21 protein-coding genes are annotated in these 24,864 nt (G+C 69.5%); 16 read left to right on the forward strand and 5 right to left on the reverse strand.

Features of this window, described 5'->3' with window-relative positions:
• Positions 1-218 precede the first annotated feature (218 nt).
• Positions 219-1,454, reverse strand: a complete 1,236-nt coding sequence (locus tag FHR84_RS01765) for a lycopene cyclase family protein (RefSeq protein WP_179533649.1) — start codon at positions 1,452-1,454, stop codon at positions 219-221.
• Positions 1,455-1,597: 143 nt separating this feature from the next.
• Here FHR84_RS01765 and FHR84_RS01770 point away from each other — a divergent pair, with 143 nt between their 5' ends.
• The 5 genes from FHR84_RS01770 (at position 1,598) to FHR84_RS01790 (ending at position 7,689) form a co-directional block, all read left to right on the forward strand.
• Complete coding sequence (locus tag FHR84_RS01770) at positions 1,598-3,205, forward strand: deoxyguanosinetriphosphate triphosphohydrolase family protein (protein WP_179533650.1); 1,608 nt, start codon at positions 1,598-1,600, stop codon at positions 3,203-3,205.
• The gene (locus tag FHR84_RS01775; RefSeq protein ID WP_179533651.1) at positions 3,202-3,879 is read left to right on the forward strand and encodes an acVLRF1 family peptidyl-tRNA hydrolase; all 678 of its coding nucleotides are present in this window, start codon (positions 3,202-3,204) and stop codon (positions 3,877-3,879) included. Before FHR84_RS01770 ends, FHR84_RS01775 begins: the two co-directional genes overlap by 4 nt.
• A gap of 378 nt (positions 3,880-4,257) precedes the next feature.
• Positions 4,258-5,886 (forward strand): ABC-F family ATP-binding cassette domain-containing protein, encoded by a 1,629-nt coding sequence (locus FHR84_RS01780; RefSeq protein ID WP_179533652.1) that lies wholly within the window; start codon positions 4,258-4,260, stop codon positions 5,884-5,886.
• 621 nt (positions 5,887-6,507) lie between these two features.
• Positions 6,508-6,717 (forward strand): helix-turn-helix domain-containing protein, encoded by a 210-nt coding sequence (locus FHR84_RS01785; protein ID WP_017975887.1) that lies wholly within the window; start codon positions 6,508-6,510, stop codon positions 6,715-6,717.
• Between the two features lie 159 nt (positions 6,718-6,876).
• Complete coding sequence (locus tag FHR84_RS01790) at positions 6,877-7,689, forward strand: enoyl-CoA hydratase/isomerase family protein (protein ID WP_179533653.1); 813 nt, start codon at positions 6,877-6,879, stop codon at positions 7,687-7,689.
• Positions 7,690-7,849: 160 nt separating this feature from the next.
• On the opposite strand, the gene FHR84_RS01795 is transcribed toward FHR84_RS01790, so the two are convergent.
• The gene (locus FHR84_RS01795; protein WP_179533654.1) at positions 7,850-8,593 is read right to left on the reverse strand and encodes a sugar isomerase domain-containing protein; all 744 of its coding nucleotides are present in this window, start codon (positions 8,591-8,593) and stop codon (positions 7,850-7,852) included.
• 466 nt (positions 8,594-9,059) lie between these two features.
• Here FHR84_RS01795 and FHR84_RS01800 point away from each other — a divergent pair, with 466 nt between their 5' ends.
• Complete coding sequence (locus FHR84_RS01800) at positions 9,060-9,776, forward strand: Imm1 family immunity protein (RefSeq protein ID WP_179533655.1); 717 nt, start codon at positions 9,060-9,062, stop codon at positions 9,774-9,776.
• A 65-nt stretch (positions 9,777-9,841) separates the two neighbouring features.
• Here FHR84_RS01800 and FHR84_RS01805 read toward each other — a convergent pair whose 3' ends face one another.
• On the reverse strand, positions 9,842-10,669 hold the full coding sequence (locus FHR84_RS01805) for a M55 family metallopeptidase (RefSeq protein ID WP_179533656.1): 828 nt from the start codon (positions 10,667-10,669) through the stop codon (positions 9,842-9,844).
• A gap of 164 nt (positions 10,670-10,833) precedes the next feature.
• On the opposite strand from FHR84_RS01805, the gene FHR84_RS01810 reads away from it, so the two are divergent.
• Genes FHR84_RS01810 through nikE form a run of 4 tightly spaced genes read left to right on the forward strand, consistent with a single transcriptional unit; the run spans position 10,834 to position 16,251 of the window.
• The gene (locus tag FHR84_RS01810) at positions 10,834-12,681 is read left to right on the forward strand and encodes an ABC transporter substrate-binding protein (RefSeq protein WP_179533657.1); all 1,848 of its coding nucleotides are present in this window, start codon (positions 10,834-10,836) and stop codon (positions 12,679-12,681) included.
• 2 nt (positions 12,682-12,683) lie between these two features.
• Entirely contained in the window at positions 12,684-13,718 is a 1,035-nt protein-coding gene (locus FHR84_RS01815) for an ABC transporter permease (protein ID WP_179533658.1), read from the forward strand.
• Positions 13,715-14,617 carry an ABC transporter permease gene (locus tag FHR84_RS01820; RefSeq protein ID WP_179533659.1) on the forward strand — a complete coding sequence of 301 codons (903 nt, stop codon included), beginning with the start codon at positions 13,715-13,717 and terminating at the stop codon, positions 14,615-14,617. Before FHR84_RS01815 ends, FHR84_RS01820 begins: the two co-directional genes overlap by 4 nt.
• Positions 14,614-16,251, forward strand: a complete 1,638-nt coding sequence (nikE, locus tag FHR84_RS01825; protein WP_179533660.1) for a nickel ABC transporter ATP-binding protein NikE — start codon at positions 14,614-14,616, stop codon at positions 16,249-16,251. The genes FHR84_RS01820 and nikE overlap by 4 nt, the downstream gene beginning before the upstream one ends.
• A 165-nt stretch (positions 16,252-16,416) precedes the next feature.
• On the opposite strand, the gene FHR84_RS01830 is transcribed toward nikE, so the two are convergent.
• Both FHR84_RS01830 and FHR84_RS01835 read right to left on the reverse strand, forming a co-directional pair.
• Complete coding sequence (locus FHR84_RS01830; protein WP_179533661.1) at positions 16,417-17,049, reverse strand: nucleoside/nucleotide kinase family protein; 633 nt, start codon at positions 17,047-17,049, stop codon at positions 16,417-16,419.
• 152 nt (positions 17,050-17,201) lie between these two features.
• Positions 17,202-18,140 (reverse strand): S66 peptidase family protein, encoded by a 939-nt coding sequence (locus FHR84_RS01835; RefSeq protein ID WP_179533662.1) that lies wholly within the window; start codon positions 18,138-18,140, stop codon positions 17,202-17,204.
• 267 nt (positions 18,141-18,407) lie between these two features.
• Here FHR84_RS01835 and FHR84_RS01840 point away from each other — a divergent pair, with 267 nt between their 5' ends.
• The 6 genes from FHR84_RS01840 to FHR84_RS01865 all read left to right on the forward strand — a co-directional run bounded on the left by FHR84_RS01840 (position 18,408) and on the right by FHR84_RS01865 (position 24,851).
• A complete protein-coding gene (locus FHR84_RS01840) occupies positions 18,408-18,974 on the forward strand; it encodes a DUF3090 domain-containing protein (protein WP_017975876.1) in 567 nt (188 codons plus the stop codon).
• A gap of 6 nt (positions 18,975-18,980) precedes the next feature.
• Positions 18,981-19,778 carry an SCO1664 family protein gene (locus FHR84_RS01845; RefSeq protein ID WP_179533663.1) on the forward strand — a complete coding sequence of 266 codons (798 nt, stop codon included), beginning with the start codon at positions 18,981-18,983 and terminating at the stop codon, positions 19,776-19,778.
• A 269-nt stretch (positions 19,779-20,047) separates the two neighbouring features.
• Positions 20,048-20,986 carry an MBL fold metallo-hydrolase gene (locus FHR84_RS01850; RefSeq protein WP_179533664.1) on the forward strand — a complete coding sequence of 313 codons (939 nt, stop codon included), beginning with the start codon at positions 20,048-20,050 and terminating at the stop codon, positions 20,984-20,986.
• Positions 20,987-21,138: 152 nt separating this feature from the next.
• Positions 21,139-22,380, forward strand: a complete 1,242-nt coding sequence (gene mshC, locus FHR84_RS01855; RefSeq protein ID WP_179533665.1) for a cysteine--1-D-myo-inosityl 2-amino-2-deoxy-alpha-D-glucopyranoside ligase — start codon at positions 21,139-21,141, stop codon at positions 22,378-22,380.
• A gap of 747 nt (positions 22,381-23,127) precedes the next feature.
• The gene (locus FHR84_RS01860) at positions 23,128-24,411 is read left to right on the forward strand and encodes an ATP-binding protein (protein ID WP_179533666.1); all 1,284 of its coding nucleotides are present in this window, start codon (positions 23,128-23,130) and stop codon (positions 24,409-24,411) included.
• Positions 24,408-24,851, forward strand: a complete 444-nt coding sequence (locus FHR84_RS01865) for a roadblock/LC7 domain-containing protein (protein WP_092520603.1) — start codon at positions 24,408-24,410, stop codon at positions 24,849-24,851. The genes FHR84_RS01860 and FHR84_RS01865 overlap by 4 nt, the downstream gene beginning before the upstream one ends.
• Positions 24,852-24,864 lie beyond the last annotated feature (13 nt).

The following is a 24,864-nucleotide window of genomic DNA, read 5'->3' on the forward strand; positions in this document are numbered from 1 at the left end:
TGCTTCCGCGAGCGGGTGGAAGGATTTCGTCCGGCGACCACCAGGGCAGCCGAGTCAACGAAGTCCTACTGGTCGTCCTGCGACAACATAGCGCGTTCGTTCCCGCCGTGACAGCAATCAGGGGTGTGCGATGTGGCGATCCACACAACAGACCGATCACGGGGGGACACGCTGCGCCGCCGGTTCCGGGAGGTCCCGGCCCGCGTGGGGAAGGAGGCTCAGGGGCGCGTCCCGTCCCGGGGCCTCCTGCCTCCGCCGCTTCCGAGCACACCGTGCCCGAACAGGCCCCCGTGAACCAGCCGGTGGCGCAGCCACCAGGGAGAACGGCGGAACAGTTCCGTCATCGCCCCGCTGCTGCCGCCGGGGTCACTCGTCGAAGTGAGAAACGAGTGGCGTCGTTCGGCGGGCATCGTGAAGAACACGTCGAAGAAACGGGGGACCACCTCGGGCGGCATCGCGAGCAGCCCTTCGGCGGCGCGCAGCTGCAGCACGCGGTTCAGCAGGGCCGAGCCGGGCCAGATCACCGAGCGGGCGTCGCGGGCCGCGGTCACCGGACCGTGCTCCAGGCCGTCGGACAGGGCACCTGCGACGAACGGGGCCAGCCGCAGGACGGTGGCCACGCTGAATCCCGTGGCGGGGTGTATCAGTCCCGCGGAGGCGCCGAAGGGAACCAGCCCGAACGGAACCGTCCGTCCGGACTCGGGAACGGGGTCGTCCAGCGCGAAGCGGACCCGCTCCTCGTGCGTGCCCTTCGCGAAGGGCACACCGGCCGCGCGCAGCCTGCTCCGCAGCCGACCGCGCAGCGTGCTCAACGGCAGACCGGGACGACGCGCCAGCGCCGTCTCCTCCAGCAGCATCCGGTTGCCCGGCCAGGGCACCGCGTAGAGGAAGCTCGGCCACGAGCCGTCGTTGCCCGGTGCCTGGCGCCAGTCCATGAAAATCCCCTGCTCCGGGGTGGCCAGCGGTCGGGCCTGCGGTTCGTCCACCACCACGCCGACGGCGGTCTGCTCGCTGGCCGTGCGGGCCGGCCGTCCTCCGCAGAGGGTCCGGTTGCCTCCCGTGGCGTCGACCACCACCGCGGCCCGAAGCGAACGCCCGTCCCGCAGCCGGACCGTTCGTCGGTCTCCCGTTCGCTCCAGCGTGTGAACGGTTCCGGTCACCTCGCGGACCGTCGTTCTGCGCAACCGGCGGTGCAGCTCCGCGTTGTCCAGCACGCAGTACTCGCCCGTGAGGGAATGGGCGCGGGTTCCGACGGCCGTCATCCTCCCGGCCGTGGTGGCCACGACCTCGTCACCGAGGGACGCGGGCAGCTCCGCGCGCCACAGCGCGTAGGTGTGGGGCCAGCACTCGTCCGGAGCGGGATCGACCAGGGTCACGCCCAGCCCGATGTCGGCGCAGGCGGCGGCCAGTGCTCTCCCCGCGGGGCCCGCTCCGCAGACCAGTACATCCGTCATCGTGCCTCCAATCGGCGGGGACCCCGGCGCTCCCGTCGGGATCCCCGGTGGAGTGCGGGATGTCCCCACCCGACGAGAGCGGCCGGGCCGACACGAACGACGAGCGGTGCTCGCCCCGGGTCGGCAGAAGATAGCGTGACGGCATGGAAAAGGATCCGCCAACCGGGCGAACCGCACGGCGCAGCAGCACCGGAACGGGAGGAGTCGAGGAGCACGGGACACCGCACCAGTCGTCGGATCTGGCCTCCAGCCCGTTCCGCGCGGACCGGGACCGGGTCTCCGGCTCCGCCTTCTTCGCGCGTCTCGGCGGGGTCACCCAGGTCGTCAGTCCCAGCGGCTCCGGCCTGCTGCTGCACAACAGACTGACCCACAGCCTCAAGGTCGCCCAGGTCGCGCGGGCGTTGGGGGAGAACCTGCTCGGCGACGCGGCCGGTCGGGACACGATGAACCGGCTCGGTGGCTGCGACCTCGACGTGGTGGAGGGAGCGGGGCTCGCCCACGATCTGGGGCACCCTCCGTTCGGGCACCTCGGTGAACGGGTTCTCGACCGCATCGCGCGTCAGCGCTTCGGGCTCGTGGACGGCTTCGAGGGCAACGCCCAGACGTTCCGCATCGTCAGCAGCATCGACGTCCGCGGGGGTGGAGGGGACGGCCTGGACCTGACCGCGGCGATGCGGGCCGCCCTGCTGAAGTACCCGTGGACGCGGTTGTCCCGCCCCGATCCGCATCCGCGTTCGCTGCCGGTACCGCCGCGCGGGGCCTCCGAGCCGGAGGACGCGCCGGAGACGGGGGCCTCGAAGTTCTCGTGCTACAGCACCGAGCTCGACGACATGCTCGACTGCAGGTCCGTGTTCTCCGGCCGTCTGGAGAGCTGGCAGCAGAGCGTTGAGGCCTCGGTCATGGACACCGCCGACGACATCGCCTACGCGATCCACGACCTGGAGGATTTCCACCGTGTGGGCATCCTGCAGCACGCCACCGTTTCCACGGAGCTGACCGAGTGGCTCGGTCGCTGCGTCGAGCTGGCCCGCATCGACGAACACGCGCTGCAGCGTGGCATCGAGGCCCCGGGGTACTCCCTGGAGAGCCTGCGCAGGAGGCTGCGTTCCAAGGATTCCTGGATCGCCGACGACGAGGCGTTCGTCAACGCGGTCAAGAAGGTTCAGTCCGATCTCGTCACCAAGCTGCTGGAACAGCCGTTCGACCGCTCCAAGCAGGCGGAGCAGGCGGTCGCGGCGTTTTCCGGGAACTGGACCCGGCGTCTGGTGGAAGGAGTGCGGGTGGAGGCCGATCCCACCACCCGCTCCGGGCACGTGACCCTGGACACGGAGCAGTGGCACGAGGTGCAGATACTGAAGTTCGTGCACCGGCGCTTCGTGCTGCAACGTCCGGACCTCGCGCTGCACCAGCGCGGTCAGGACAGGTTGTTGAGCAAGCTGGTCCAGGCGCTGGACGAATGGCTGATCGACCGCAGCGAGTCCGCCCGGCTGCCGCATCGGCTGCGCGACCTGTTCGAGCACGCCGCGGCCGAGCTCGAGGCGGTGAGCGTGCAGGACCCCGAGCTGTTGGGCCGCTCGAGAAGCAACGGTCCCGTGGACGAGGTTCCCGAACGGGAGAGGCTGGAGCGGATGGCCAGGGGGCGCGCGGTCATCGACTTCGTCGCCTCGTTGACCGACGAGCAGGCCGCCGCGCTGCTGGAGTCCCTGTCCGGTCGAACCACCCAGCTGTGGTCTGACACCTTCGTCCTGTGAGCAAGGTGAGACAGCTGCCGGGTGGCGGCAGAGCGGTGGAGGTGGAGCCGGCGAGGCTTCCGGGCTGGTTCGAGCGGTTCGTGGGGAACCACGGGGGTGCCGAGTCGACCTCGGTGGGCCCGCGCGAGGTCCGGGTGCTGGCCGAGGACGGTGCGACCGCCCGGGTGCGGGTCCCTTTCGAGGAACTCGCACCTCCGCACGGGGAATCGTCCGGGCTGGATGTCGACGGGCTGGTCGCGCACGTGTCCCGCCGGAGGCGGACGGGGCTGGTTCTGGTCCGGCACGGCGCGCACAGCGTCGGTGTCGCGGAGGGGGAGCGGATCGTGTCCTCCTCCACCGATCGCCACTACGTGCAGGGCAGGAACAAGGCCGGAGGTTGGTCGCAGAAGCGCTATGCGCGCAGACGCGCGGGCCAGGCCCGCAAGGCCGTGGACTCGGCGGCCGAGGCCGTGGCCGAGGTGCTGCTTCCGGAGCGCGAGTCCCTGGACGGGGTGGTGCTCGGGGGTGACCGGCGGGCGCTCTCCGAGCTGGAGGAGGACAGCCGGTTGTCGCGGCTGTTGTCCCTGGCCGAGCCGCGGGTGCTGGAGGTGGCCGAACCGAGGCTCAGCGTGCTCAAGGAGGCGGCGCGGCGGGCGAGCGCCGTGGAGGTGGAGGTTCGCGAGCCCCCGGAGTGATGGTCGTGTGCCGCGGAGCGCTGCTTCGCCCGGTCCGGAGCCTTCGGGCCCGCGCAGGCGCTCGTGAGTTCCGGGCGACAAATACCTGTCGGCTCCGCGGTCGTGGCCGGTATACTCGTCCCGGTTCGTGACCGGCCGTTTTCTCCGTGCTCGTGGATTCGTCGAGCGCGGATGGCCGCTCCCGCGAGTGGTCGCGGCCCGCGGTCCCTCCCCGCGCGAACTCGTGATGTCGTGTCGTGGGGTCCGCGAGCTCGGTACGACCCTCTTTCGGTCGCCGTCGGTGCGGCCCGCGACTCCGTGCCGGCGGAGCGCGTGCTCGTCACGGCTGTTGCCGTCTGCAAATCTGTAGCCCCATACGTCTCGATCCGGAGTTTTTCGTTGATCTCTGCGAATGGCCTCGAACTCAGGGCCGGTTCCCGCATACTGCTCTCGGACGCGGCGCTGCGCGTCCAACCCGGTGACCGAGTCGGGCTGGTCGGACGCAACGGTACCGGCAAGACCACGACGCTGCGCGTGCTGGCGGGTGAGGGGGAGCCCTACGGGGGCGAGATCACCCGGCATGGCGAGATCGGTTACCTGCCCCAGGACCCGCGGGAAGGGGATCTCTCCGTGACGGCGCGGGACCGGGTGCTGTCCGCGCGTGGGCTGGATCGAATCCTGCGGGACATGGACAAGGCCCAGTCGGAGATGGCCGAGCTCGTCGACGACAAGGAGCGGGACCGGGCCATCCGCAGGTACGGCAAGCTGGAGGAGCGGTTCGCCGCGCGGGGTGGATACGCGGCGGAGGGGGAGGCGGGCCGGATCTGCGGCAACCTCGGTCTGCCGGACGGGGTGCTCAACCAGTCGCTGGGAACTCTCTCGGGTGGTCAGCGCAGGCGGGTGGAGCTAGCCCGCATCCTGTTCGCGGCTTCGGAAGCCGGCCCCGGGGGAGCGTCCAACACGACCCTGCTGCTCGACGAGCCCACCAACCACCTGGACGCCGACTCGATCAACTGGCTGCGGGACTTCCTCAAGGCCCACGACGGGGGGCTCGTGGTCATCAGCCACGACGTGGAGCTCATCGACGCCGTGGTCAACAAGGTCTGGTACCTGGACGGGGTGCGGGGCGAGGCCGATGTGTACAACATGAACTGGCGTCGTTACCAGGAAGCCCGTGCCGACGACGAGAAGCGGAGGCGCCGGGAACGGGCGAACGCGGAGAAGAAGGCGGCCACCCTCAAGGCTCAGGCCGACAAGTTGGGGGCCAAGGCGACCAAGGCCGTGGCGGCCAAGAACATGGCCAGGCGTGCCGATGACATGCTCGCCAACCTCGACGAGGAGCAGGCGTCGGAGAAGACGGCCAAGATCCGCTTCCCCTCGCCCGCTCCCTGCGGCAGCACTCCGCTGACGGCTCAGGGGCTGTCCAAGTCGTACGGCTCGCTGGAGATCTTCAGCGGGGTGGACCTCGCCGTGGACCGCGGTTCGAAGGTGGTGGTGCTCGGGTTCAACGGCGCGGGCAAGACCACCCTGCTGCGGCTGCTGGCCGGGGTGGAGTCCGCGGACGCCGGTGAGGTCCAGCCGGGGTACGGGCTGCGCATCGGGTACTACGCGCAGGAGCACGAGACCCTGGACACCGATACCACCGTTTGGGAGAACATCCGGGGGGTGGCTCCGAACACCCCCGAGCAGGAGCTGCGCACGCTGCTCGGCGCCTTCCTGTTCAACGGTGAGCAGCTCAAGCAGCCAGCGGGCACGCTTTCCGGCGGGGAGAAGACGCGGCTCGCGCTGGCCGGTCTGGTCTCCAGTTCGGCGAACGTGCTGCTGCTGGACGAGCCGACCAACAACCTCGACCCGGCGAGTCGGGAGCAGGTGCTGGACGCGCTGCGCAGCTTCACGGGCGCGGTCGTGCTCGTGACGCACGACCCCGGTGCCGTCGAGGCGCTGGAGCCGGAGCGGGTGATCCTGCTTCCGGACGGCAGTGAGGACCACTGGTCCGAGGAGTACATGGACCTGGTTCAACTGGCCTGACCGAGCTCGCTGGTCGGCTCGCGTGGGTGGTCACTTGGCGGAACCTCAGTCGGCGCCCGGCCGCGGGGGCCCCGACATCGGGTAGCCCCACACGACGTCGGGGCCGTCCTCGCCGGGCACTCGACCGAGAACCCGCGGCGGTGCCGACCGCCCAGGCTCAGAGCGCCTGCGTTGGACGGAACCCTTTCGCTGGAAGTCCCTGGCGGGAACTCGTCGATTCGGTTCGTTCGCGGCGGTGCCGGCGGGCGAGCCTCGTGAAAGCTGCTTCCGCCGCTTCGGGACGTCGCAGCCGGCCGCGCAGCATCCGCCCGGTCCGCACCGGCGGTGAGAAGGCCCGCGACAGGGCCCGCGACAGGGCCCGCGACAGGGCCCGCGGGCCGTGCCGAGCGCTCCTTTTTCCCTCGTCAATCCCTGACGGAACGGCCCGGGGCATATTCGAAGCGAATTGTTGATCTTGGCTTTCGGTGCTCCATACCGCATTTTCAAGATCAATAGGAATATATTCGGCTTCACCGGGGGATCTGTTGCCGAGGTCGTCTGGCGTTTCCGGCTTTCCTGTTCGATCATTGGCTTGACAGGGGTCGTGAGCGGCCCTACCTGTACGGGGAAGGCGGGGACACTGTGGTTGATCTAAAGAAGGGTGCGCGAATCACAGGAAGCGCACGAGACAAGCTGGCCAGCGATCTCAAGAAAAAGTACGAGAAGGGGGCGAGCATTCGTTCACTCGCGGAGGCGACGGGCCGTTCCTACGGCTTCGTGCACCGCGTGCTGGTCGAGTCGGGAGTGCAATTGCGCGGGCGCGGAGGAGCGACCCGATCCAAGAAGAAATAGCATTCGCAGCTGTGCGGCGTGCCCGGCACGCTGTTGGCGCCGGGCACGCCGTGCCCGAACGGCCGGTGAAGATTACGGACTCCGATCGCGACGACATGATCGGTCCTCTAGGCTGGTGGCCATCGTCGACCGCTGTGGTGTATCGCGACGGAGGACCGTTTGACGGAATCGGCAATTGATCCCGGTGTACTTGACCGAGGGCACGTCCGACTGACGATCAGTGGGGCCCGGGCCACGATCGTTCTCGACCGGCCGGATCAGCTCAACGCGCAGACGCCGGACACGTGGAGGGCGTTGCGCGAAATCGGCCAGAACCTCGCCGAAGAGGTGCGCGTCGTCGACATCAAAGCGGCGGGCAGGGCGTTCTCCGCGGGGCTGGACCGTCGGCTGTTCGAGTCCGCGGAGGTGGACGGTTCTCCCGGGTTGCTCTCGTTGGCATCGCGGCCGGTGGAGCAGGCCGATGCCGACATAGCCGCGTTTCAGCAGGGATTCAGCTGGTTGCGTGATCCGGAACGGGTGACCATCGCCGCCGTTCAGGGGCATGCCATCGGTGCCGGGTTCCAGCTGGCCCTGGCCTGTGACATGCGGGTGCTGGCTTCCGACGCCGTGTTCCGCATGGCCGAGACGAGTCTCGGTCTGGTGCCGGACCTCGGTGGAACGCTCCCGCTGGTGCAGACCGTCGGCTACTCCCGGGCCACCGAGATGTGTCTGACGGGACGGGACGTTCCGGCCGAGGAGGCATCGCGCGTCGGGCTGGCCAATTCCGTGGTCGAACCGGCTGAGCTGGAGGCGGCCACCGATCGGCTGGCCGATGCCATCGCGCAGGCGCCGCACGGTGCCGTCAGGGAGACTCTCGCACTGCTCTCCCAGGCGAGTGAGGCCGAGGACCCGGAGCAGCAGCTCGCCGCCGAGCGGGCCGCTCAGCTCCGCAGGCTCGGGGAGCTGAGCGGAGCCACCGCTCCGGATCGGTGACCTTCGCGTCGGTGCGGGCCGTTTCGTGGCGTTCGGACGATCGACGGTCGTCGAGCGGTTCGGTCCCGGGGCGAGCGGGCGGTCTCGCGGACGACATCCGGTCTGGACCAGTTGAGGCATTCCGCCGTGTCGTCCGAACCGGGCAGTCCGCCGCTCCGGCTCAGCGCAGTCGCGTGATCCGCCCGGAGTAGTGCTCCAGCCGGGACGCGTTGGCCTCGTCACCGCCCGGGGCGTTCGAGCTGCGCCACCAGGGCAGCGAGATCCCGTCCTCGTCGGCTCGTTCGTACGCCTCGACCATGAGCAGGTTCCACAGGAACACGTTGGCCAGCGAGGAAGCGGGCGCGGTCACGGGGCCGGACTCGGGGTAGGTGGTGTCCCCGGGCGGTACCAGCGTGTCCAGCACCAGCGTCGCCTGCTCGCTCAGGGTGCCCGCGTCCGTGCGGCGTGGTGCGCCCTCCGCCGCTGCTTTCGAGGTGAGGGCTATGACCTCGGACCCCCGCGCCCGCGCGGTGGCGGCCAGTTCGACCGGGTAGGGGTTGATCCCGGAGTTGGAGAAGACCACCAGCACGTCGGTGCCGCCGTCGAAGCCGGCCTCGTGCAGTGTTTCCTCCGCGAGCCCTCGTCTGCGTTCGGTGGCCGTGCTGGTGGCCGCTCCGTGCAGCGGAAGCAGATCGGGGTGGTAGAGCGGACGCACCGCGGCCAGTCCGCCTGCCCGGTAGAAGCTTTCCAGGACCCCGGCGAGCGAGTGCCCGGCCCCGGCGGTGAACACCAGACCGTCGGCCGAGACGCATTCGATCAGTAGTTTCGCGGCCTCCCCCAGGGCCGCTCCGTTGTGCTCGACCACCCGATCCAGGTCGTGCAGACTCCGCTCGGCGTGCTTGCGTGCGTGCGAACCGTCCGGCATGCCGTCCTCTCACTGATGTCTTTCCGTCGTGTCGGCGATCGGCGCGGCGCTTCGGCGCTCCCGGCGCCGAACGACCGTCCGAGCGGTCCGGCGCCGCCGCGGGAGGTTCCGCCGCCCGCATCGCCACGCACCCCGAGCGGAGAACCTCGATCGTCCGGGATGCTCTCGCGGAATCGATGCTCCCAGGAACCGCCTTCCGGCGGGGAGTTGTGTGGCGGATCACTCCGCGTGGGCGGACGCCTCCGGCGCGGAGACCGCGTTCGGGCCGCACGGCCTCCCCACCTGGGGTCCGCGGAGCACGAAGCGGCCGGTACCGTTCCCACTCGGATGTCGTTGGTGCGATTCGGTCACCGCCTCGCCACCGTGGCGAACCGAGCTGGCAACATGATCACCACAGCCCGGTGGCGGAGAGGTTCGAACGGTGCCACCAGGGAATCGGGTACACGGATTGAAACACGGGGAAAGCATGTCGAATCCGCCGTCGCACGACGAGTCCGCTGCCCCGGAGAACCTCTCGGAGGTGTTCGCCCGGCTGACGGATGTTCCGCTGGACCAAGTGGACAAACTGATCGAGACCACCGAGTCCGCCTACTCCGATCTGAACAGGGTGATGGAGCACTCGTACTGGGCCGATCTGGTCTACCACCAGGGGGCGACCCTGCGCGCGCTGCGGGAGGCCCGCGCGGAACTCGACGCGTTCCGCGCCGAGGCGACCGGCGCGCGCAACACGGAGCTGGGGATCATGGTCGCCACCGGGGTGGTCGACGGTGAACGGGAGTACGCCGAAGACGAGGAGCACAAGCACGCGTTGGTCGAGCGGTTGCTCCGTCCGCCGCGGCAGGGGAGTGCCTGCCACCTCTACGTCTGGGACCGGCCCTACGAGGACGACGGGGTTCCGGGGCCGTACCGGCAGGTCCGGGTGGTGACGTCCGCCGACGACGAGGTGGGGGCGCTGAACTTCACCGAGGAGCAGGAGGACGGGCAGCTGTACTCCTGGCAGACCCGCAGTTCGCGGGAGTCCGCGGAGGCGCCGGTGTTGCGTTTCGACCTGGGCAGCGCTTTGACCTTTCCGCGCAGTTCGGTCGTCGGCTTCACCGAGTTGCGCGCTGCGCTCGACGAGTTCGTGCGGAGCGGTGAGTGCCCGGAGAACGTGGGCTGGCAGCAGGCCCGCTGGGGCGAGTGAACGGGTGCCCACCGGTTACGCGCGAAACGTTCGCACCGCGTGGCTCGTGCCCCAGCGGGCGAGGCTCACCCGTACGTGTCCTGGGCGGCCTTGGAGGCCACGGTGGTGATCACCTTGAAGGTTTTCATCGCCGTCGTCATGTCCGCGGCGTCGAAACCGACACGTCGGGGTGACAGCTGCTCCACTGTGGGCACGAGGGCCGCCGCGGCGGCGAGGTGGGTTCCGGTGAACTCCAGCTCGACCCGGTGTGGCTCGACCTCGCCCTCGCCACGGCCGGCGAGTCCCATGGCGTCGGACGCCGTCGTCCTGATCGCGGAACTCGTCCGCTCCGGAGTGGAGCAGACGGCCGCGTACCTGCTCACGCATTCCTTCACCGGGACGGTCCGGCACTCCGGAGCGTAGGAACCGGCTTCCACGCAGGTGAGGTCGTCACCGGTGACCAGCAGAACGGGCACTCCGTGCTCGGTGGCCAACGCGGCGTTCAGCCTTCCCTCGCTGGCGTGGATACCGTCCAGCCAGACCCCGGACAACCCGCTCTCCATGTAGGTGTGCGAGAGCACGCCCTCCGCGCCCGCTCCGGTGTGATAGCCGAGGAAGACCACACCGTCCACTCCCGAATCGACGCCTTCCATCATCGACAGCGGTTTGTGCCTGCCGGTGAGCATCCGAGCGCGCCCGTCGAGCCGTTCGAGCAGCAGGTGACGCTGGACCGAGTGGGCCTCGTTGACCAGCGTCTCGGTCGCCCCGGCCGCGAACAGGCCGGACACGCAGGCGTTGACGTCGCCGGTGAACAGCTCCCGGAAACGCCGCCAGGGCTCGGTGCCCGCGATCACGTCGTCGACACCGGTCACGCCGGTGGCGCCTTCCATGTCCGCAGAGATCAGGATCCGCACGAGAACCACCCTAGAACCCGTGGCCCTCTCGAGCAGCCCCCGAAACGCGGCGGGGCGCGTCCGGTGTTCGTCCGACGTGCTCGCAACGCCGAAACGGTGAACCATTGACTGGAAGACGGGTCCGGTGGTTCTTTTCTACCACGTGACGTGAGGGAGTGATCACCATGGGTGTGCGGTCTGCCGGTGTTCGACCGAGCTTTCCGCGTGCCGCGGCCACCGTGGTGATCGCCGGGCTGCTGCTTCCCGTGGTCCTCGCCCCCGGCGCTCTTTCCGCGAACGAGCGCGGCGACGGTTCGGGACAGGAGGGGGAGGCCACCCTCAGGGTCGGGATTCAGCAGGAGTTCGATTCGCTCAATCCCTTCCTCGGTTTCAGCCGGGCCGCCACCGAGGTCTTTCGGCTGATCTACCCGACCCTGACCACCTACAGCTCCGAGGACTTCTCGGTGGTCCCCGAGCTGGCCACCGACTGGGAGTCCTCGCGCGACAAGCTCACCTGGACCTTTCACATCCGTGAAGGAGTGAAGTGGTCGGACGGGGAACCGGTCACCGCCCACGACGTCGCCTACACGTTCGACCGCATGATGACCGACTCGGCGGCGGCGACGGCCAACGGGAACTACGTGGACAACTTCGCGGAGGTCTCCGCCCCCGACGACGGGCGGGTGGTGATCAGAACCGAGACTCCCCAGGCCACGATGCGCTCCCTCGCCGTGCCGATCGTGCCCGAACACGTCTGGTCGGAAGTCGACGACGTGGCCGGGTTCGCGAACCGGCGAATGCCCATCGTGGGCAGTGGCCCCTTCGAGGTGACCGACTACCGGCCGCAGCAGTCCCTGACCCTCGAGGCCAACGAGGACTTCTGGCGCGGGGCGCCCACGGTGGACCGGCTGCGTTTCGTCAACTTCGAGAACAGCGACGCCGCGGTGCAGGCGCTGCGCAAGGGCGAGATCGACGTGGCGAGAAAGCTGACCCCCGCGCAGTTCGACGCCCTGAAGGGGGCCGAGAACATCGAACGGGTGAAGGGGAAGGGACGTCGGTTCTACGAGCTCGTGCTGAACCCGGGAGCGGCCAACAGCGCGGGCGACCCCATCGGCACCGGCCACCCCGCGCTGCGGGACGTCCGGGTGCGCAAAGCTTTGGACCGCGCGATCGACCGGTCCGAACTGGTCGACCGGGTGCTCGGGGGGCACGGCACGGTCGGAGCCGGTTACCTGCCTCCCATCTTCCGGAAGTACCACTGGTCTCCCCCGGACGACGAGCGACGCTCCTTCTCGCTCGAGGCGGCCGACCGAGCTCTGGACGAGGCCGGGTATCCCCGCGGTCCCGACGGGATCCGCCGGGGGCCTTCCGGGCGGCCGCTGGACTTCGAATTCGTGCTGCACGGTGACTCGTCCACCGACGCGCTGGTGGGCAAGTTCGTCAAGGAGTGGTTGTCCGGGATCGGGGTCGAGGTGAGCCTGCAGCCGGTGTCGGACAACCAGGTCAACCAGCGCACAACGGCAGGCGACTTCGACATGGTGATCAGCGGCTGGTCCGTCAACCCCGATCCGGACTACGTGCTGCGGCTGCAGACCTGCGGAGCCAGGCCCAACCCCGGGGGCGGAGGCCTCCCGGACAGCTTCCTCTGCGACGAGCGCTACGACGAGCTGTACGCGCGGCAGCTGGCCGAATTCGACCGGGACGCGCGGGTGGAACTGGTGAAGCGGGCCCAAGGGCGGTTCCACGAGATGGCGACCGGCCTGATCCTGTTCTACCCGAACGCGCTCGAGGCCTACCGCTCGGACCGTTTCGCGGGATTCGAGAGGCAGCCGGCGGAACGCGGTGTCATCACGGCCCAGCAGGGCTACTGGGGCTACTACCGGGCGGAACCGACCGAACGGGCGCGAACCGCCGGGGGCGGGGCCGGGTACCGCTCCGCGGCGTTCGTGATCGTGGGCGTGGTCCTGCTCGGCGCGCTCGTGGTGTTCTCCGCGAGCGCTCACAGGCGTCGTACCGCGGAACACCGGGAATAGCCATGACCGACACGCGTGACAGGGACGACGTCCGGAGGCCCCCCGCCCGCGCGCCGCGGATCCTCGGGTTCGTGGCGCTGAAGCTGGGCGGCGGGGCGCTGAGCCTGCTGCTGGTGGTGGTGCTCGGATTCTTCCTGTTCCGGGTGTTGCCCGGCGATCCGGCACGCACCATGACCAGGTCGGCACCGGTCAGCGCCGAGCAGCTGGCCGCGTTGCGGCACCGCTTCGGGCTGGACCAGCCGTTGTACGTGCAGTTCCGCGACTTCCTCGGGAACCTGGTGCGCGGGGAGCTGGGCACCTCCTACACCTACAACCGGCCGGTGGCGGAACTGATCGGGGAGCGGATCGGCCCCACCGTGCTGCTGGTGGGAACCGCGACGGTGCTCGCCGTGCTGCTCGGGCTGTGGATGGGCACGCGCGCGGCGTGGCGTCACGGCGGCTCCGCCGACCGCTGGTTCACCTCGGTGGGGCTGACCCTGTGGTCCGTTCCGACCTTCTGGCTGGGTCTGCTGCTGCTGATGGCCTTCGGAGTGGGGGTCGGGCCGATGCCCGGGCTGTTCCCGGTGGCGGGAATGTCCTCCCCCGACGTTCCACCCGGTGTGCTGCCGCGCGTGCTCGACGTGGGCCACCACCTCGTGCTTCCGTGCGTGACGCTGGTGGCGGTCATCCACGCCCAGTTCATGATGGTGATGCGCAGTTCCCTGCTCGAGGAGATGGGCGAGGAGTACCTGACCACGGCCCGCGCGAAGGGACTGCGGGAGGACCTGGTGCGGCGCAGGCACGCCGTTCCCAACGCGTTGCTGCCCACGGTGACGTTGATATTCCTCCACCTGGGGCTGGTCGTTTCCGGTGCCATCACCGTGGAGACCGTTTTCTCCTGGCCCGGACTGGGGCTGTTGACCTACGAGGCGCTTCGTGTCCCCGACCTCCCGTTGTTGCAGGGAACGTTCATCGTCCTGGCGGGAAGCGTGATCGTGATGAACGTGCTGGCCGAACTGCTGTACCGGGTTCTCGACCCACGGGTGCGTGCCTCATGACCACGAATCCCCCCTCCGGAAACGTGCGTTCGCGGCGACTGGCCGCGCTGGCCGATTCGTGGCGCGTCTACCGCGCCGAACGCGGTGGGGTGCTCGGGCTCGCGGTCCTCGTGTGCGCCGTGTTGCTGGCCGTGCTGGCACCGGTGCTGACCGACTCCGCCGAGCTGGACGTCACGGGGGTCGACGCGTCCGCGCTGCGGCCACCGGGAGCGCAGCACTGGTTGGGCACGGACGAGTCGGGGCGCTCCGTGCTGCTGCTGACCTGGTGGGGGGCGCGCATGTCCCTGCTGGTCGGGGCCGCGGCCGCCGTGCTTTCGATGGTGATCGGCACCGTGGTCGGTCTGACGGCGGCGCACTTCGGTGGCTGGGTGGAGACCGTGCTGCTGCGGTTGACCGATTTCTTCCTGGTGCTTCCGGCGCTGGTGCTGGCCATAGCGCTGTCGACGGTGCTGTCCAGGGGGCTGTTCACCATAGTGCTGGCCATCGGGGTCACCTCGTGGCCGCAGACCGCCCGACTGGTGCGGGCTCAAACGCTGACCGTGGAGACACGTCCCTACGTCGAACGGGCCAGGGCGCTCGGCGGTGGGCACGGGCACGTGCTCGTGAAGCACGTGCTGCCCTCGGTGCTTCCGCTCGTGTTCGCCACGACCACGTTGACGGTGGCCAGCGCGATCATAGCCGAGTCGACGCTCTCCTTCCTCGGGCTGGGCGACCCGAGCCGGATCTCCTGGGGCGCGATGCTCAAGTCCGCGATGGACACCGGGGCGGTGACGGCAGGGGCGTGGTGGTACCTGCTTCCTCCCGGGATCGGCATCGCGGTGGTCGTGCTCGCTTTCACCCTGTGCGGCCGTGCCCTGGAGACCGTGCTGAACCCGAGATTGCGGGGTGGGGCCGAATGACTCCGGTTCTCGACATGCGCGACGTCTCGATCTCCTACCGCGCGGGCGGGGGACTGCGGCGGGCCGTCACGGACGTGAGCCTGAGCCTGGAAGCCGGGCAGACGCTCGGGCTGGCCGGGGAGTCCGGCTGCGGGAAGACCACGCTCGCCCTGTCGGTGCTGCGGTTGTTGCCGCGCTCGGCGCGCGTGGAGGGCGAGGTCCTGCTGGGCGGGCGTGATGTGGGGAAGCTGACCTGGGGCGGGTTGCGGGCCGTGCGCTGGGCCGGAGCCTCGGTGGTGTTCCAGGGGGCCATGCACGCGCTCAACCCGGTGCGCACCGTGGGTGACCAGATCGCCGAGCCCATCCGGTTGCACTCCGCCGAGCGGGTCCCCACCGCGGTGCTGCGCGCGCGGGTGGCCGAGTTGCTGGAGCAGGTGGAGCTTCCCGTCGAGCGCCGCGACGCCTATCCGCACGAGCTCTCGGGAGGGCAGCGCCAACGGGTGATGATCGCGATGGCGCTGGCCTGCGAGCCGAGCCTGATCATCGCGGACGAGCCGACCACAGCTCTCGACGTGGTGGTACAGTCCCAGGTTCTGACGTTGTTGCGGAACTCGGTGGCCCGGCGCGACGTCGCCCTGCTGGTGATCAGCCACGACCTCTCGGTGCTGGCGAACACCTGCGGGCGTTTGGCCGTGATGTACCAGGGGGAGCTCGTGGAGCGGGGACGGGCCGAGCGGCTCGTCACCAGCCCCGAGCACCGGCACACCCGTGCGTTGGCGACCGCGTTCCCGATCGTCGGCGACGTCTCCTCCCGGCGGGTCGGGGAGGGGGAGCGCTCGGGCGGTGCCGACACGCCGAGAGGTGGGGCCGCCTCGAACGGTGCGCTGCTCAGCGCCCGCGGGGTCAGCGTGAGCTTCACCGACGGTGCGCGGATCCGTACGAGGGCGGTCAGCGGTGTCGACCTGGACGTGTGCGAGGACGAGATAGTCGCCCTGGTGGGACAGTCCGGTTCGGGCAAGACGACCCTGGCCCGCACACTGCTCGGGCTGCGACGTCCCGACGCGGGCGGTGTGAGCTATCTGGGTGCCCCGCTGGCGCACACGGGTGGTGGGCTGCGGGCCTTCCGCAGGCGGGTTCAGCTGGTGCTGCAGGATCCGACCGGGGCGCTCAATCCGCGCCACACCGTCTACGAGGCCGTCGCCGAGGGGCTTCGGGTGCACGGGGACGTCGTGAACGAGGGAGAACGTGTTCGGGCCGCCCTCGAAGCGGCCGAGCTGCGTCCTGCGGAGGAGTTCCTCGGCCGTTTCCCGCACGAACTCTCCGGTGGCCAGCGCCAACGGGTGGTGATCGCGGGAGCCCTGGTGCTCGACCCCAGGGTGCTGGTGGCCGACGAGCCGGTCGCCTCGCTGGACGCCACCGTCCGGGGTGAGGTCCTCGAGCTGCTGCTCGGACTCCGGAGGGAACGTGGTCTGTCCACTCTGGTGATAACGCACGATCTGGGGCTCGCCTGGAGCATCGCGGACCGCGTGGCCGTGATGCGAGCCGGGGAGGTGGTCGAGCGGGGGCCCGTCGAACAGGTGCTGACCTCTCCCGAGCACGAGTACACGAAAGCCCTGCTCGCGGCCGTCCCCGTGCTCACGCGCACGGTCACCTGAGCGCGGCCTTCCGCCCCGGTCGGCCACAACCCCCGCGAAGTGCCCGCGCGGCTCGGGCGACTGCTCGTCCGGTCGCCGCTGCTCGAGGTGCCCTCCAACGCAGCGAGGCGCCGACTCACGTGACGGCTGCCCGACCGCGCAAGCGAAGCTTCGTTACGAGTCGTCTCAGTCCAGGGCGTCCACGACGGCGGGCCGTTCCGGACGGTCCGCCCGGATCAGCCGGTCGGCCGTCCTCTCGGGGCGGATCTCGTGCGCGTACTCGGAAAAGGCCGGAAGCTGCCACTCGTCCTCGGCGGGCACTTTCCGCCGCAGTACCTTCTCGGACATCCACAGGTGTACGGCGAAGTCGAAGTCGAGCCGTTTACCCAGCAGAAAGGGCCCCTCGACCAGCACCGTGCCGTTCTCGCCCACCTCGGTGCGGGGTTCGCGGGGAGAGCGGTCGCTGTCCGGGTCCCAGAGCGCGGTGAGCACGTGACCGTCGCCTCCGGCCGCGAGCGGGGCGAGCACCTCCCGGGACAGCCCCTCGAAGTCGAACCAGTCGTGCAGGAAGACCTCGGGGTCGGTGCGGCCCCGTTCCAAGCGCAGCGAAGCGGGACGCAGGTAGTCCCACGTGCTGACGCGCACGGCGCGACGCCCGCGGGTGCGCAACTCTTCCGCCAGTGAGTCCGCGAGCTCGCGCGTGCCGGTCAGCGGATGGCCGTCGAGCGCGACCAGGGACCCGAGCGGGCCGGTTACGTGCAGCAGCCGGTCGGCCAGTTCGGTGACCAGCGCTTCGTGTGTGATCGGACGTACGCGCATTCTCGGATCCGGATCGTTGCACGATCGCCCCGGAGGGGGACACCCGGTGGGGCGGGATCGATGCCTGATCGAGGTTCGCCGCTCGGGCGGGCGGCGCGGAGCTACCGGGCGGGCCCTCGGAGCCCTCCCTTGGTGGGGCGTCGGACAGCGGCTCAGCACAGGGCCGGGCCGGCTAGGGTGAGTTCGCAGGCGTCGGCGTCCAGCTCGGCGGTGACCCCGAGCGGAACGCTGAGCTGACCGTCCCGGTGCCCGAACCCCAGTTCCCAAGCCACGGGAACCCCCAGGTCGCCGAGGAGGTCCGCCATAGTCGTCCGGACGCGTTCCAGTGAGCCGCACGCGCGCCAGGAGCCGAGCGCCACACCGGCCACGTGGTCGAACCAGCCCGCCCGGCGCAGCTGGGTGAGGTAGCGGTCGAGCTGGTAGGGCTCCTCGGTGACGTCCTCCAGCAGCGCTATCCCCGGGTTCGGCCGCCGGGGCGGGGCGGCGGAACCGAGCGTTCCGGCGAGCACGCTGAGGTTGCCCCCGTGAAGCACCCCCGTGGCACGGCCGCCGCGCAGCGGTTCCACCCCGGCGCCCCGCAGGGAGAGCGACTCCTGCGGTTCGAACAGGATCCCGCGCAACCGCTCCCGCGCGGTGGCGTCCTCCGTGAACGCGGAGGTGGCGACCATCGGGCCGAACAGGGTGACCACGTCGAGCTCGCGGGAAAAGGCTTCGTGCAGCGCCGTCACGTCGCTGGAACCGACCAGCAGTTTCCGCGGCGCTCGGGCGAGGGCGTCCCGGTCGAGCTCGTCGAGCATCCGCATCGTTCCGTAGCCACCGCGCGCGCAGAGGACGGCGGAGACCTCCGGGTGGCACCACGCCCAGCGCAGGTCGGCGGCGCGGTCCCCGTCCAGCCCGGCCAGGTAGTCCAGCCGGGGGTGGCGGTCCAGGACGTGCTCGCCGAGCAGGACCCGCAGCCCCCAGGACTCGAGTCCGGCCACTCCGGCCCGCAGCTGTTCGGCGGGGACGGGCCCGGCCGGAGCCACCACGGCGACCGTGTCCCCCGGCCGGAGTCCGCGTGGACGGGTGTTCTCCGATGTGCTGATCGACATGTGCTCCATGATGCGGCGTCGCGAGGTGGCGGGAGAATGTTGTTCGCCGGGTGAACACTTTTGGTCAATTTTGGTTACCGATGGTGACTCCGATACGCTTCGGGGCGAGGTGTTCGCCGGAGGCGAACACGCCGCGCGGGAGCTCGAAATCCCCGGTGGGGCCGGATTCCCCTGTTCGAGAAGCTCTTTACCAGGCAAGATTTCGCCGAGCATCATGGGGGCGGGGCTGCATGATCCGAGCGACGGTGACTTAGTGTCGAGGGTGTCATGGCTCGTGTCATCCACGTATTCCGTCAGCCCGATCGTTTCATCGTCGGAACGGTCGGAGAGCCCGGCGAGCGCACCTTCTATCTGCAGGCCACCGAGGACTTGCGGACAGTGAGCGTTCAGCTGGAGAAGCAGCAGGTCTCGGTGCTGACCGAACGCATCGATGCGCTGCTGGAAGAGGTGCAGCGCCGGTTCGACACCGAGCTGCCCACCGAACCGCCGGACGAGCTCGTCGACTCCGGTCCGCTCGAGGTCCCCGTGGAGGAGGAGTTCCGGGTCGGCACCATGGGGCTCGGCTGGGACGCGGAGACCGAAGCGGTGGTGGTGGAGTTGCTGGCCGTCACCGAAGAAGAGGTGGACGAGTCGGTGGTGCTCGACGACACCGAGGAGGGGCCCGATGCCGTTCGGGTGTTCCTCAGCGCCGCGCACGCTCGTGCCTTCGCGGAACGTGCCCAGCGAGTGATCGAAGCCGGACGTAAGCCGTGTCCGTTGTGCTCGGAGCCGCTCGACCCGAACGGCCACATCTGCCCGAGGCAGAACGGTTATCGACGTTCCGAGGAGGAGTAGTCGACCGTGCTCTCCGACGATGTCGCCGCCGAGCTGCTGGCCAACGGGCGGATCGAGGTTCGGGGGCGACTGGTCGAGGCATCCAACGCGACTCTGCTCTGCTCCGTCGAGCACGACGGACTGAGCGCGGACTGCGTTTACAAGCCAGTGCGCGGCGAGCGGCCGTTGTGGGACTTCCCGGACGGCACGCTGGCCGGGCGTGAGGTCGCCGCGTACCTGCTTTCCGAGGAGATCGGGTGGAACCTGGTTCCCCCGACGCTCTGGCGTGCCGACGGCCCCTACGGGGCCGGCATGTTGCAGCTCTGGGTGAACACCGAGCAGGAGGACTCCGGGCTCGTGGACGTGCTCTCCCCGGAGGACGTTCCCCACGACTGGCTGACCGTGCTGCACGCCCAGGACGAGCGGGGCGCCCCGCTGGTGCTGGCGCACGCCGATCACGCGGACCTGCGTCGGCTGGCCGTTCTCGACGTGGTGCTCAACAACGCCGACCGCAAGGGCGGGCACGTGCTCCGCACCCCGCGGGGTGAGGTGCTCGGCATCGACCACGGGGTGAGTCTCAACGCGGACGACAAGCTGCGCACGGTGCTGTGGGGCTGGCTGGGACGTGAGCTGGACGAATCCTCGGTGGAGCGGCTCACGCGGTTGCGTGCGAGGCTGGACGGGTCGTTCGCCGCCGGGCTGGCCGAGTACATAACCCCCAAGGAGATCCAGGCGGTGGCCGACAGGATCGACCGGCTGCTGCAGCAGGGCGTGCTGCCCGCACCGTCCGGTGAGTGGCCCGCGATTCCCTGGCCCCCCTTCTGATCGTGGTTCGCCGGCCGACTGCTCAGGTGGTGTTTCGGTGCTGCCTGCGCCGAGGGCACGCTCCGGTCCTCGACGGGACCGGAAAGCCTCGGTGAGGGAGCCCGGCGGGCCGGTCTCTCGGAAACCTCGCGGGGCGCTCGAACTTCCGGAAGCCCCGCAGCGCGTTGTCACTCGACGGAGCGTTACGAACGCGGGCCGGTGCGTGGGAGTCTCGTGTCCTGCACGCCGTAACCGCGTTCCGGTCTCCCGGGCAGTTCGGAGGCGGCCACATGGTGATCCGGTTCCAGCGTCGTCGCTCCTTCGCGGATCGGTTGGACGGCCCGTTGCCGAACGTGCGTGACGTGCTGCGTTTCATGTGGAAGGAGAAGCAGCGGGGGACGGTGCTGGATCGCAGGCTCGTCCCGCTGCACGGTGGACCGCTGCCCGGGGTCGAACCGCACGACGTCGCCGTGACCTGGATCGGGCACGCCACCTTCCTGCTGCGGGCCGCGGGGTGCCGGGTGGTCACCGATCCGGTGTGGTCCACGCTCATCCCGGGAGTCCCGCCGAGGCTGAGCCCGCCGGGGCTCGCCTTCGAGGAGCTGCTCCCCGTGGACGCGGTGCTGATCAGCCACAACCACTACGACCATCTGGACGCGTCGACGCTGGCCCGGTTTCCCCGGAGCACGCCCGTGCTCGTTCCGCTGGGGCTGGGGAACTGGTTCACCCGGCGCGGGTTCACCGACGTCCGGGAGCTCGACTGGTGGGATTCCACCGCGCTCGGTCCGCTCCGCTTCGACTTCGTCCCGGCTCGTCACTGGAGCAGACGCGGGGTGTGGGACTTCTGCCGGAGCCTGTGGGGTGGTTGGATCGTCACGGCGCCGGACGGTCGAAGCCTGTACCACGCGGGGGACACCGGTTACGGATCGTTCTTCGCGGAGATAGGACGCAGGTTTCCGAACATCGAGCTGGCGATGTTGCCCATAGGCGCGTACCACCCTCCGTGGTTGATGCGCTCGGTGCACCTGACCCCGGAGGATGCCGTGGCCGCTGCAGCGGACACCGGGGCGGGCAGGCTGGCCGGGATGCACTGGGCCACCTTCCCCCTGACGGGGGAGCCCGTTCTCCAGCCGTTGGAGCGGTTGCGCGGAGCGTGGTTCGCCGCGGGAGGCAGCGGGGAGCTGCTGTGGGATCTGGCCGTTGGCGAGACCCGGATCCTGCCTCGGTGAGCGCTCCCCGAACCGTTCCGGGGGATGAACGCGGGACCGGCTGTTCCCGGTCGCGGAGAACCATCCGGACGGAGCAGCGCGGGGTGTGGTGCGGGGCTCGCACCTCGTGGCCCGCGACGGCTCCTCGTGGCACAACGGCTAGGGTCGGACACATGCAACCCTGGTCCTCGGTTTCCGTTCCCAGCCTGCCCGGCAGGGCTCACCCGTTACGTTTGTTCGACACCGCGACCGGTGAGATCAGACCTGTCGGTGCGGGACCACGGGTGGGGATGTACGTGTGCGGCATAACCCCCTACGACGCCACGCACCTGGGGCACGCGGCCACGTACATCGCTTACGACCTGGTGCACCGCATGTGGCTGGACAACGGTCACGACGTGCACTACGTGCAGAACGTCACCGATATCGACGATCCGCTGCTGGAACGCGCCGAGCACGACAACGAGGACTGGATCGTGCTCGGGATGCGGGAGACCGCCCTGTTCCGGGAGGACATGGCCGCGCTGCGGGTGCTTCCCCCGCGGGACTTCGTCGGTGCGGTCGAATCGATACCGGAGATCGAACAGGCCGTGACCAAGCTGCTCGCCTCGGGCGCGGCCTACCGGGTCGACGACGAGTACCCGGACGTCTACTTCCGGCACGACGCCACGGGCCGGCTCGGATACGAGTCGCGGTACAGCGCGGACGAGATGGCCGAGGTGTTCCCCGAGCGGGGCGGTGACCCGGACCGGCCGGGCAAGAAGCACCCGCTGGACGCGCTGCTGTGGCGGATGGCGCGGCCGAACGAGCCCTCCTGGGACGCGGAGGAGCTCGGGGCGGGCAGGCCGGGGTGGCACCTGGAGTGCTCGGTGATCGCGCTCAACCGACTGGGCATCGGCTTCGACCTGCAGGGCGGCGGGTCCGATCTGGCTTTCCCGCACCACGAGTTCAGCGCGGCCCACGCCGAGGCGCTGACGGAACAGCACCCGTTCGCACAGCACTACTCCCACGCCGGAATGGTGGGGCTGGACGGGCAGAAGATGTCCAAGTCCAAGGGCAACCTGGTGTTCGTCTCCCGCCTGCGCGGGGACAGGGTCGACCCGATGGCGATCAGGCTGGCCCTGCTGGGCGGCCACTACCGGGAGAACCGTTCCTGGAACGCCGATCTGCTCACCAGCGGGGCCGCCAGGCTGGCACGCTGGCGTCAGGCCGTGTCCCTCGAACGGGGGCCGGAGCCGGCGGAGACCCTGGACCGCATGCGGGAGCGCCTCAGCGACGATCTGGACGCGGAGGGGGCACTGCGCGCCGTCGACGAGTGGGTCGACCGGGCCCTCGGCGAGAACGGCTCCTTCGAGGAAGGGGCGCCCTCGGTGGTCCGGAACGCGGTGGACGCGCTGCTGGGTGTGGCTTTGTAGCGGCGATTTCGTCCGATCGGGGTCTCCGCTCTCCCCTTGGTGGGGGCTCGGGTGGCGGCCCCTCGCGGACTCCCGCTCAGCCGAGGCCCGGCAGCGGGTGACGACCTGCGCCACGTCGGGCCTTCCTCGCGAGAGCGTGACGCGGGAGAACCCGCGGTCGGTCCGGTCGCGTGGTGGGGTGTTCTCGGCGCTGCCCGCGCCGAAAGCACCACGCCGGTCGTCGACATCTCGGAAAGCGCCACCGAGCGGGGGTTCGCCCCGCCGGCGCCGCGGGGGCGAATTGATCGTTCGGCCGGTGTCTGCCTTCGTCCCGGACGTTGTTCCGCGTGCTCCCCGGGAATGCGTTCGGCGAGTGTTCCGCCCCGTCGCGTTCGGGTGTTTTCGGCCGCCTGCGGGAGCTGGCCACCGGAGTGTTCGATCACGTACGGTGTCGTTCGCGGCGTCGCACCTCCCCGTTGTTGTGTCCATTGTGTACATACGGTGATGTTTCGTCCGGCGGTGGAGCGCTCCCGCTCTTGATTCGGGCGAATGGGTTGCATTAATGTCCGGGCGAACGAATTCATACCGACACACGGCGATGTCCCCGGGTGCGGTGAACTCCGCGGAAACGAATCATTCGGTCGCCACTCACCATTCATGTTCGAGGCAGGGGCATCGTAGACTCCCCGTGATCGGTCTGATTGGATCTCGTGGCATGAGTCCGCACGAAGCCCGGATCGGTGATACGCGCTTTGGTTGCGAGGTGGGATGGTGAGTCGGGTATGGGAGATGCTCGAACGTTCGCGCAAGTCGTTGCGCGACAGAGCGGCCAGACAACGGCTGGAGGGTTCGACCAAACAGCTGTTGCAGCGTTCCCGCGAGACCGTGGCGCAGATCATCGGGCCCGTTTCCCCGCGTGAGCCCGGAGCGCAGGATGTGCTGGCCGGAGTCTGTTCCAGTGTGGCCCTGCGCGACCTGAACCTCGTGGACTCGCTGCTCGAGCAGCTCGAGCAAATGGAGTCCGAGGAGGACGACCCGGAATCGCTGGACCGGCTCTACCGGCTCGACCACCTGGCGACACGGTTGCGTCGCAACGGGGAGAACCTGCGGGTCCTGGCCGGCAGGGACGCGGGCGGAACACGTCCGGAGTCCGCTTCGCTGGTCGACGTCATCCGTGCCGGGATGTCGGCCATCGAGCACTACAGCCGAGTGGAGCTCGGCAAGATAACCGAACTCGGCGTGGTGGGGCTGGCCGCCGACGACATCAGCAGGTTGTTGGCGGAGCTGCTGGACAATGCGACGACGCATTCCCCGCCGAACTCGGCGGTGACCGTCAGCGCTCACCTGACCGAGCGAGGAAGCATAATGGTGCGGGTCGAGGACTCCGGGATCGGTCTGCCCGCGGCCAGGCTCTCGGCGCTCAACGAGCGGCTGGCGAGCGCGCCGGTGCTCGACCGCGACGCGGTGCGGCACATGGGACTGGCCGTGGTGCGGCGTCTGTCCGGCAGGCACGGCATCCGGGTGTGGTTGTCCCGTCGCGCTCCGCACGGGACCACGGCTTCGGTGCTGCTACCGTCCACTCTGGTGCACGAGGAGTCCTTACCGGAAGGACGCGGTCCGGCGCGCAGGCCCATGCGGGAGAAGCAGCAGGCCGCAGCGGACAGTGCTCCGGACGCGGGCACGAGTCCTCCGGAGCCCTCCGCGCAGCGGAGTTCCGGAGCGTCTCCGGCCGAGGCGAGCAAGCGAGCGGTCGCCTCGTCGGTGACGGCCGAACCCGTGTGGCCGTCCGAGGAGCAGGCTGCTGCTCAACAGCCGGGAACGGAGTCGTCCACCACCGTGAACGGATTGCCGCGCAGAGTTTCGCAGAGCCTGAAGGGGTCGTCGACCGCCCGACACGATTCCCCCACGCCGTCCACAAAGGACACCGGTGTGGACATGCGAGAGAGTCATGAGCAATTGCTGGCGGACCTGGGTGCCTTCGCCGAGGGTGAGCACGAGGCCAGGAAGGACCAGCAGGACGACAACGACGACGCCGAGAGGTCACAGCAGTGACGGCTGCAGAAGACGACGCCCAGCCCCCGAACTTCGACTGGTTAGTCGACGATTTCGTACGCCGTGTTCACGGCGTCACCCACGCGTTGATCCTGTCGGCGGATGGTCTTCCGCTGGCGGGGTCCTCCTCGGTCACCAATGACGAGGCCGAGCAGCTGGCCGCCATCTCCAGCGGTTTGCTCAGCCTTGCCCAGAACGGTTCGGCACTGTTCGACAAGGGCGGTTGCGAACAGATCATCATCAGGCTTCACCACGGATACTTCCTGTTCATGGGGATCGGGAGTGGGGCGGGACTGGCCGTGCTCACTTCCTCGGAGGCCCAGATGCGTGTGGTCGCCTACGAGATGACCCAGTTCGTGGAGAACACGGGACACGCGTTGACCCCCGAGGTTCGGGCCGATCTACGACGTGTGGTCACCGCCAAGCGACCGCGTGACTGATCGTTTAAGGAAA

The sequence above is a fragment of the Actinopolyspora biskrensis genome, from assembly GCF_013408175.1.
GTDB lineage: Bacteria > Actinomycetota > Actinomycetes > Mycobacteriales > Pseudonocardiaceae > Actinopolyspora > Actinopolyspora biskrensis.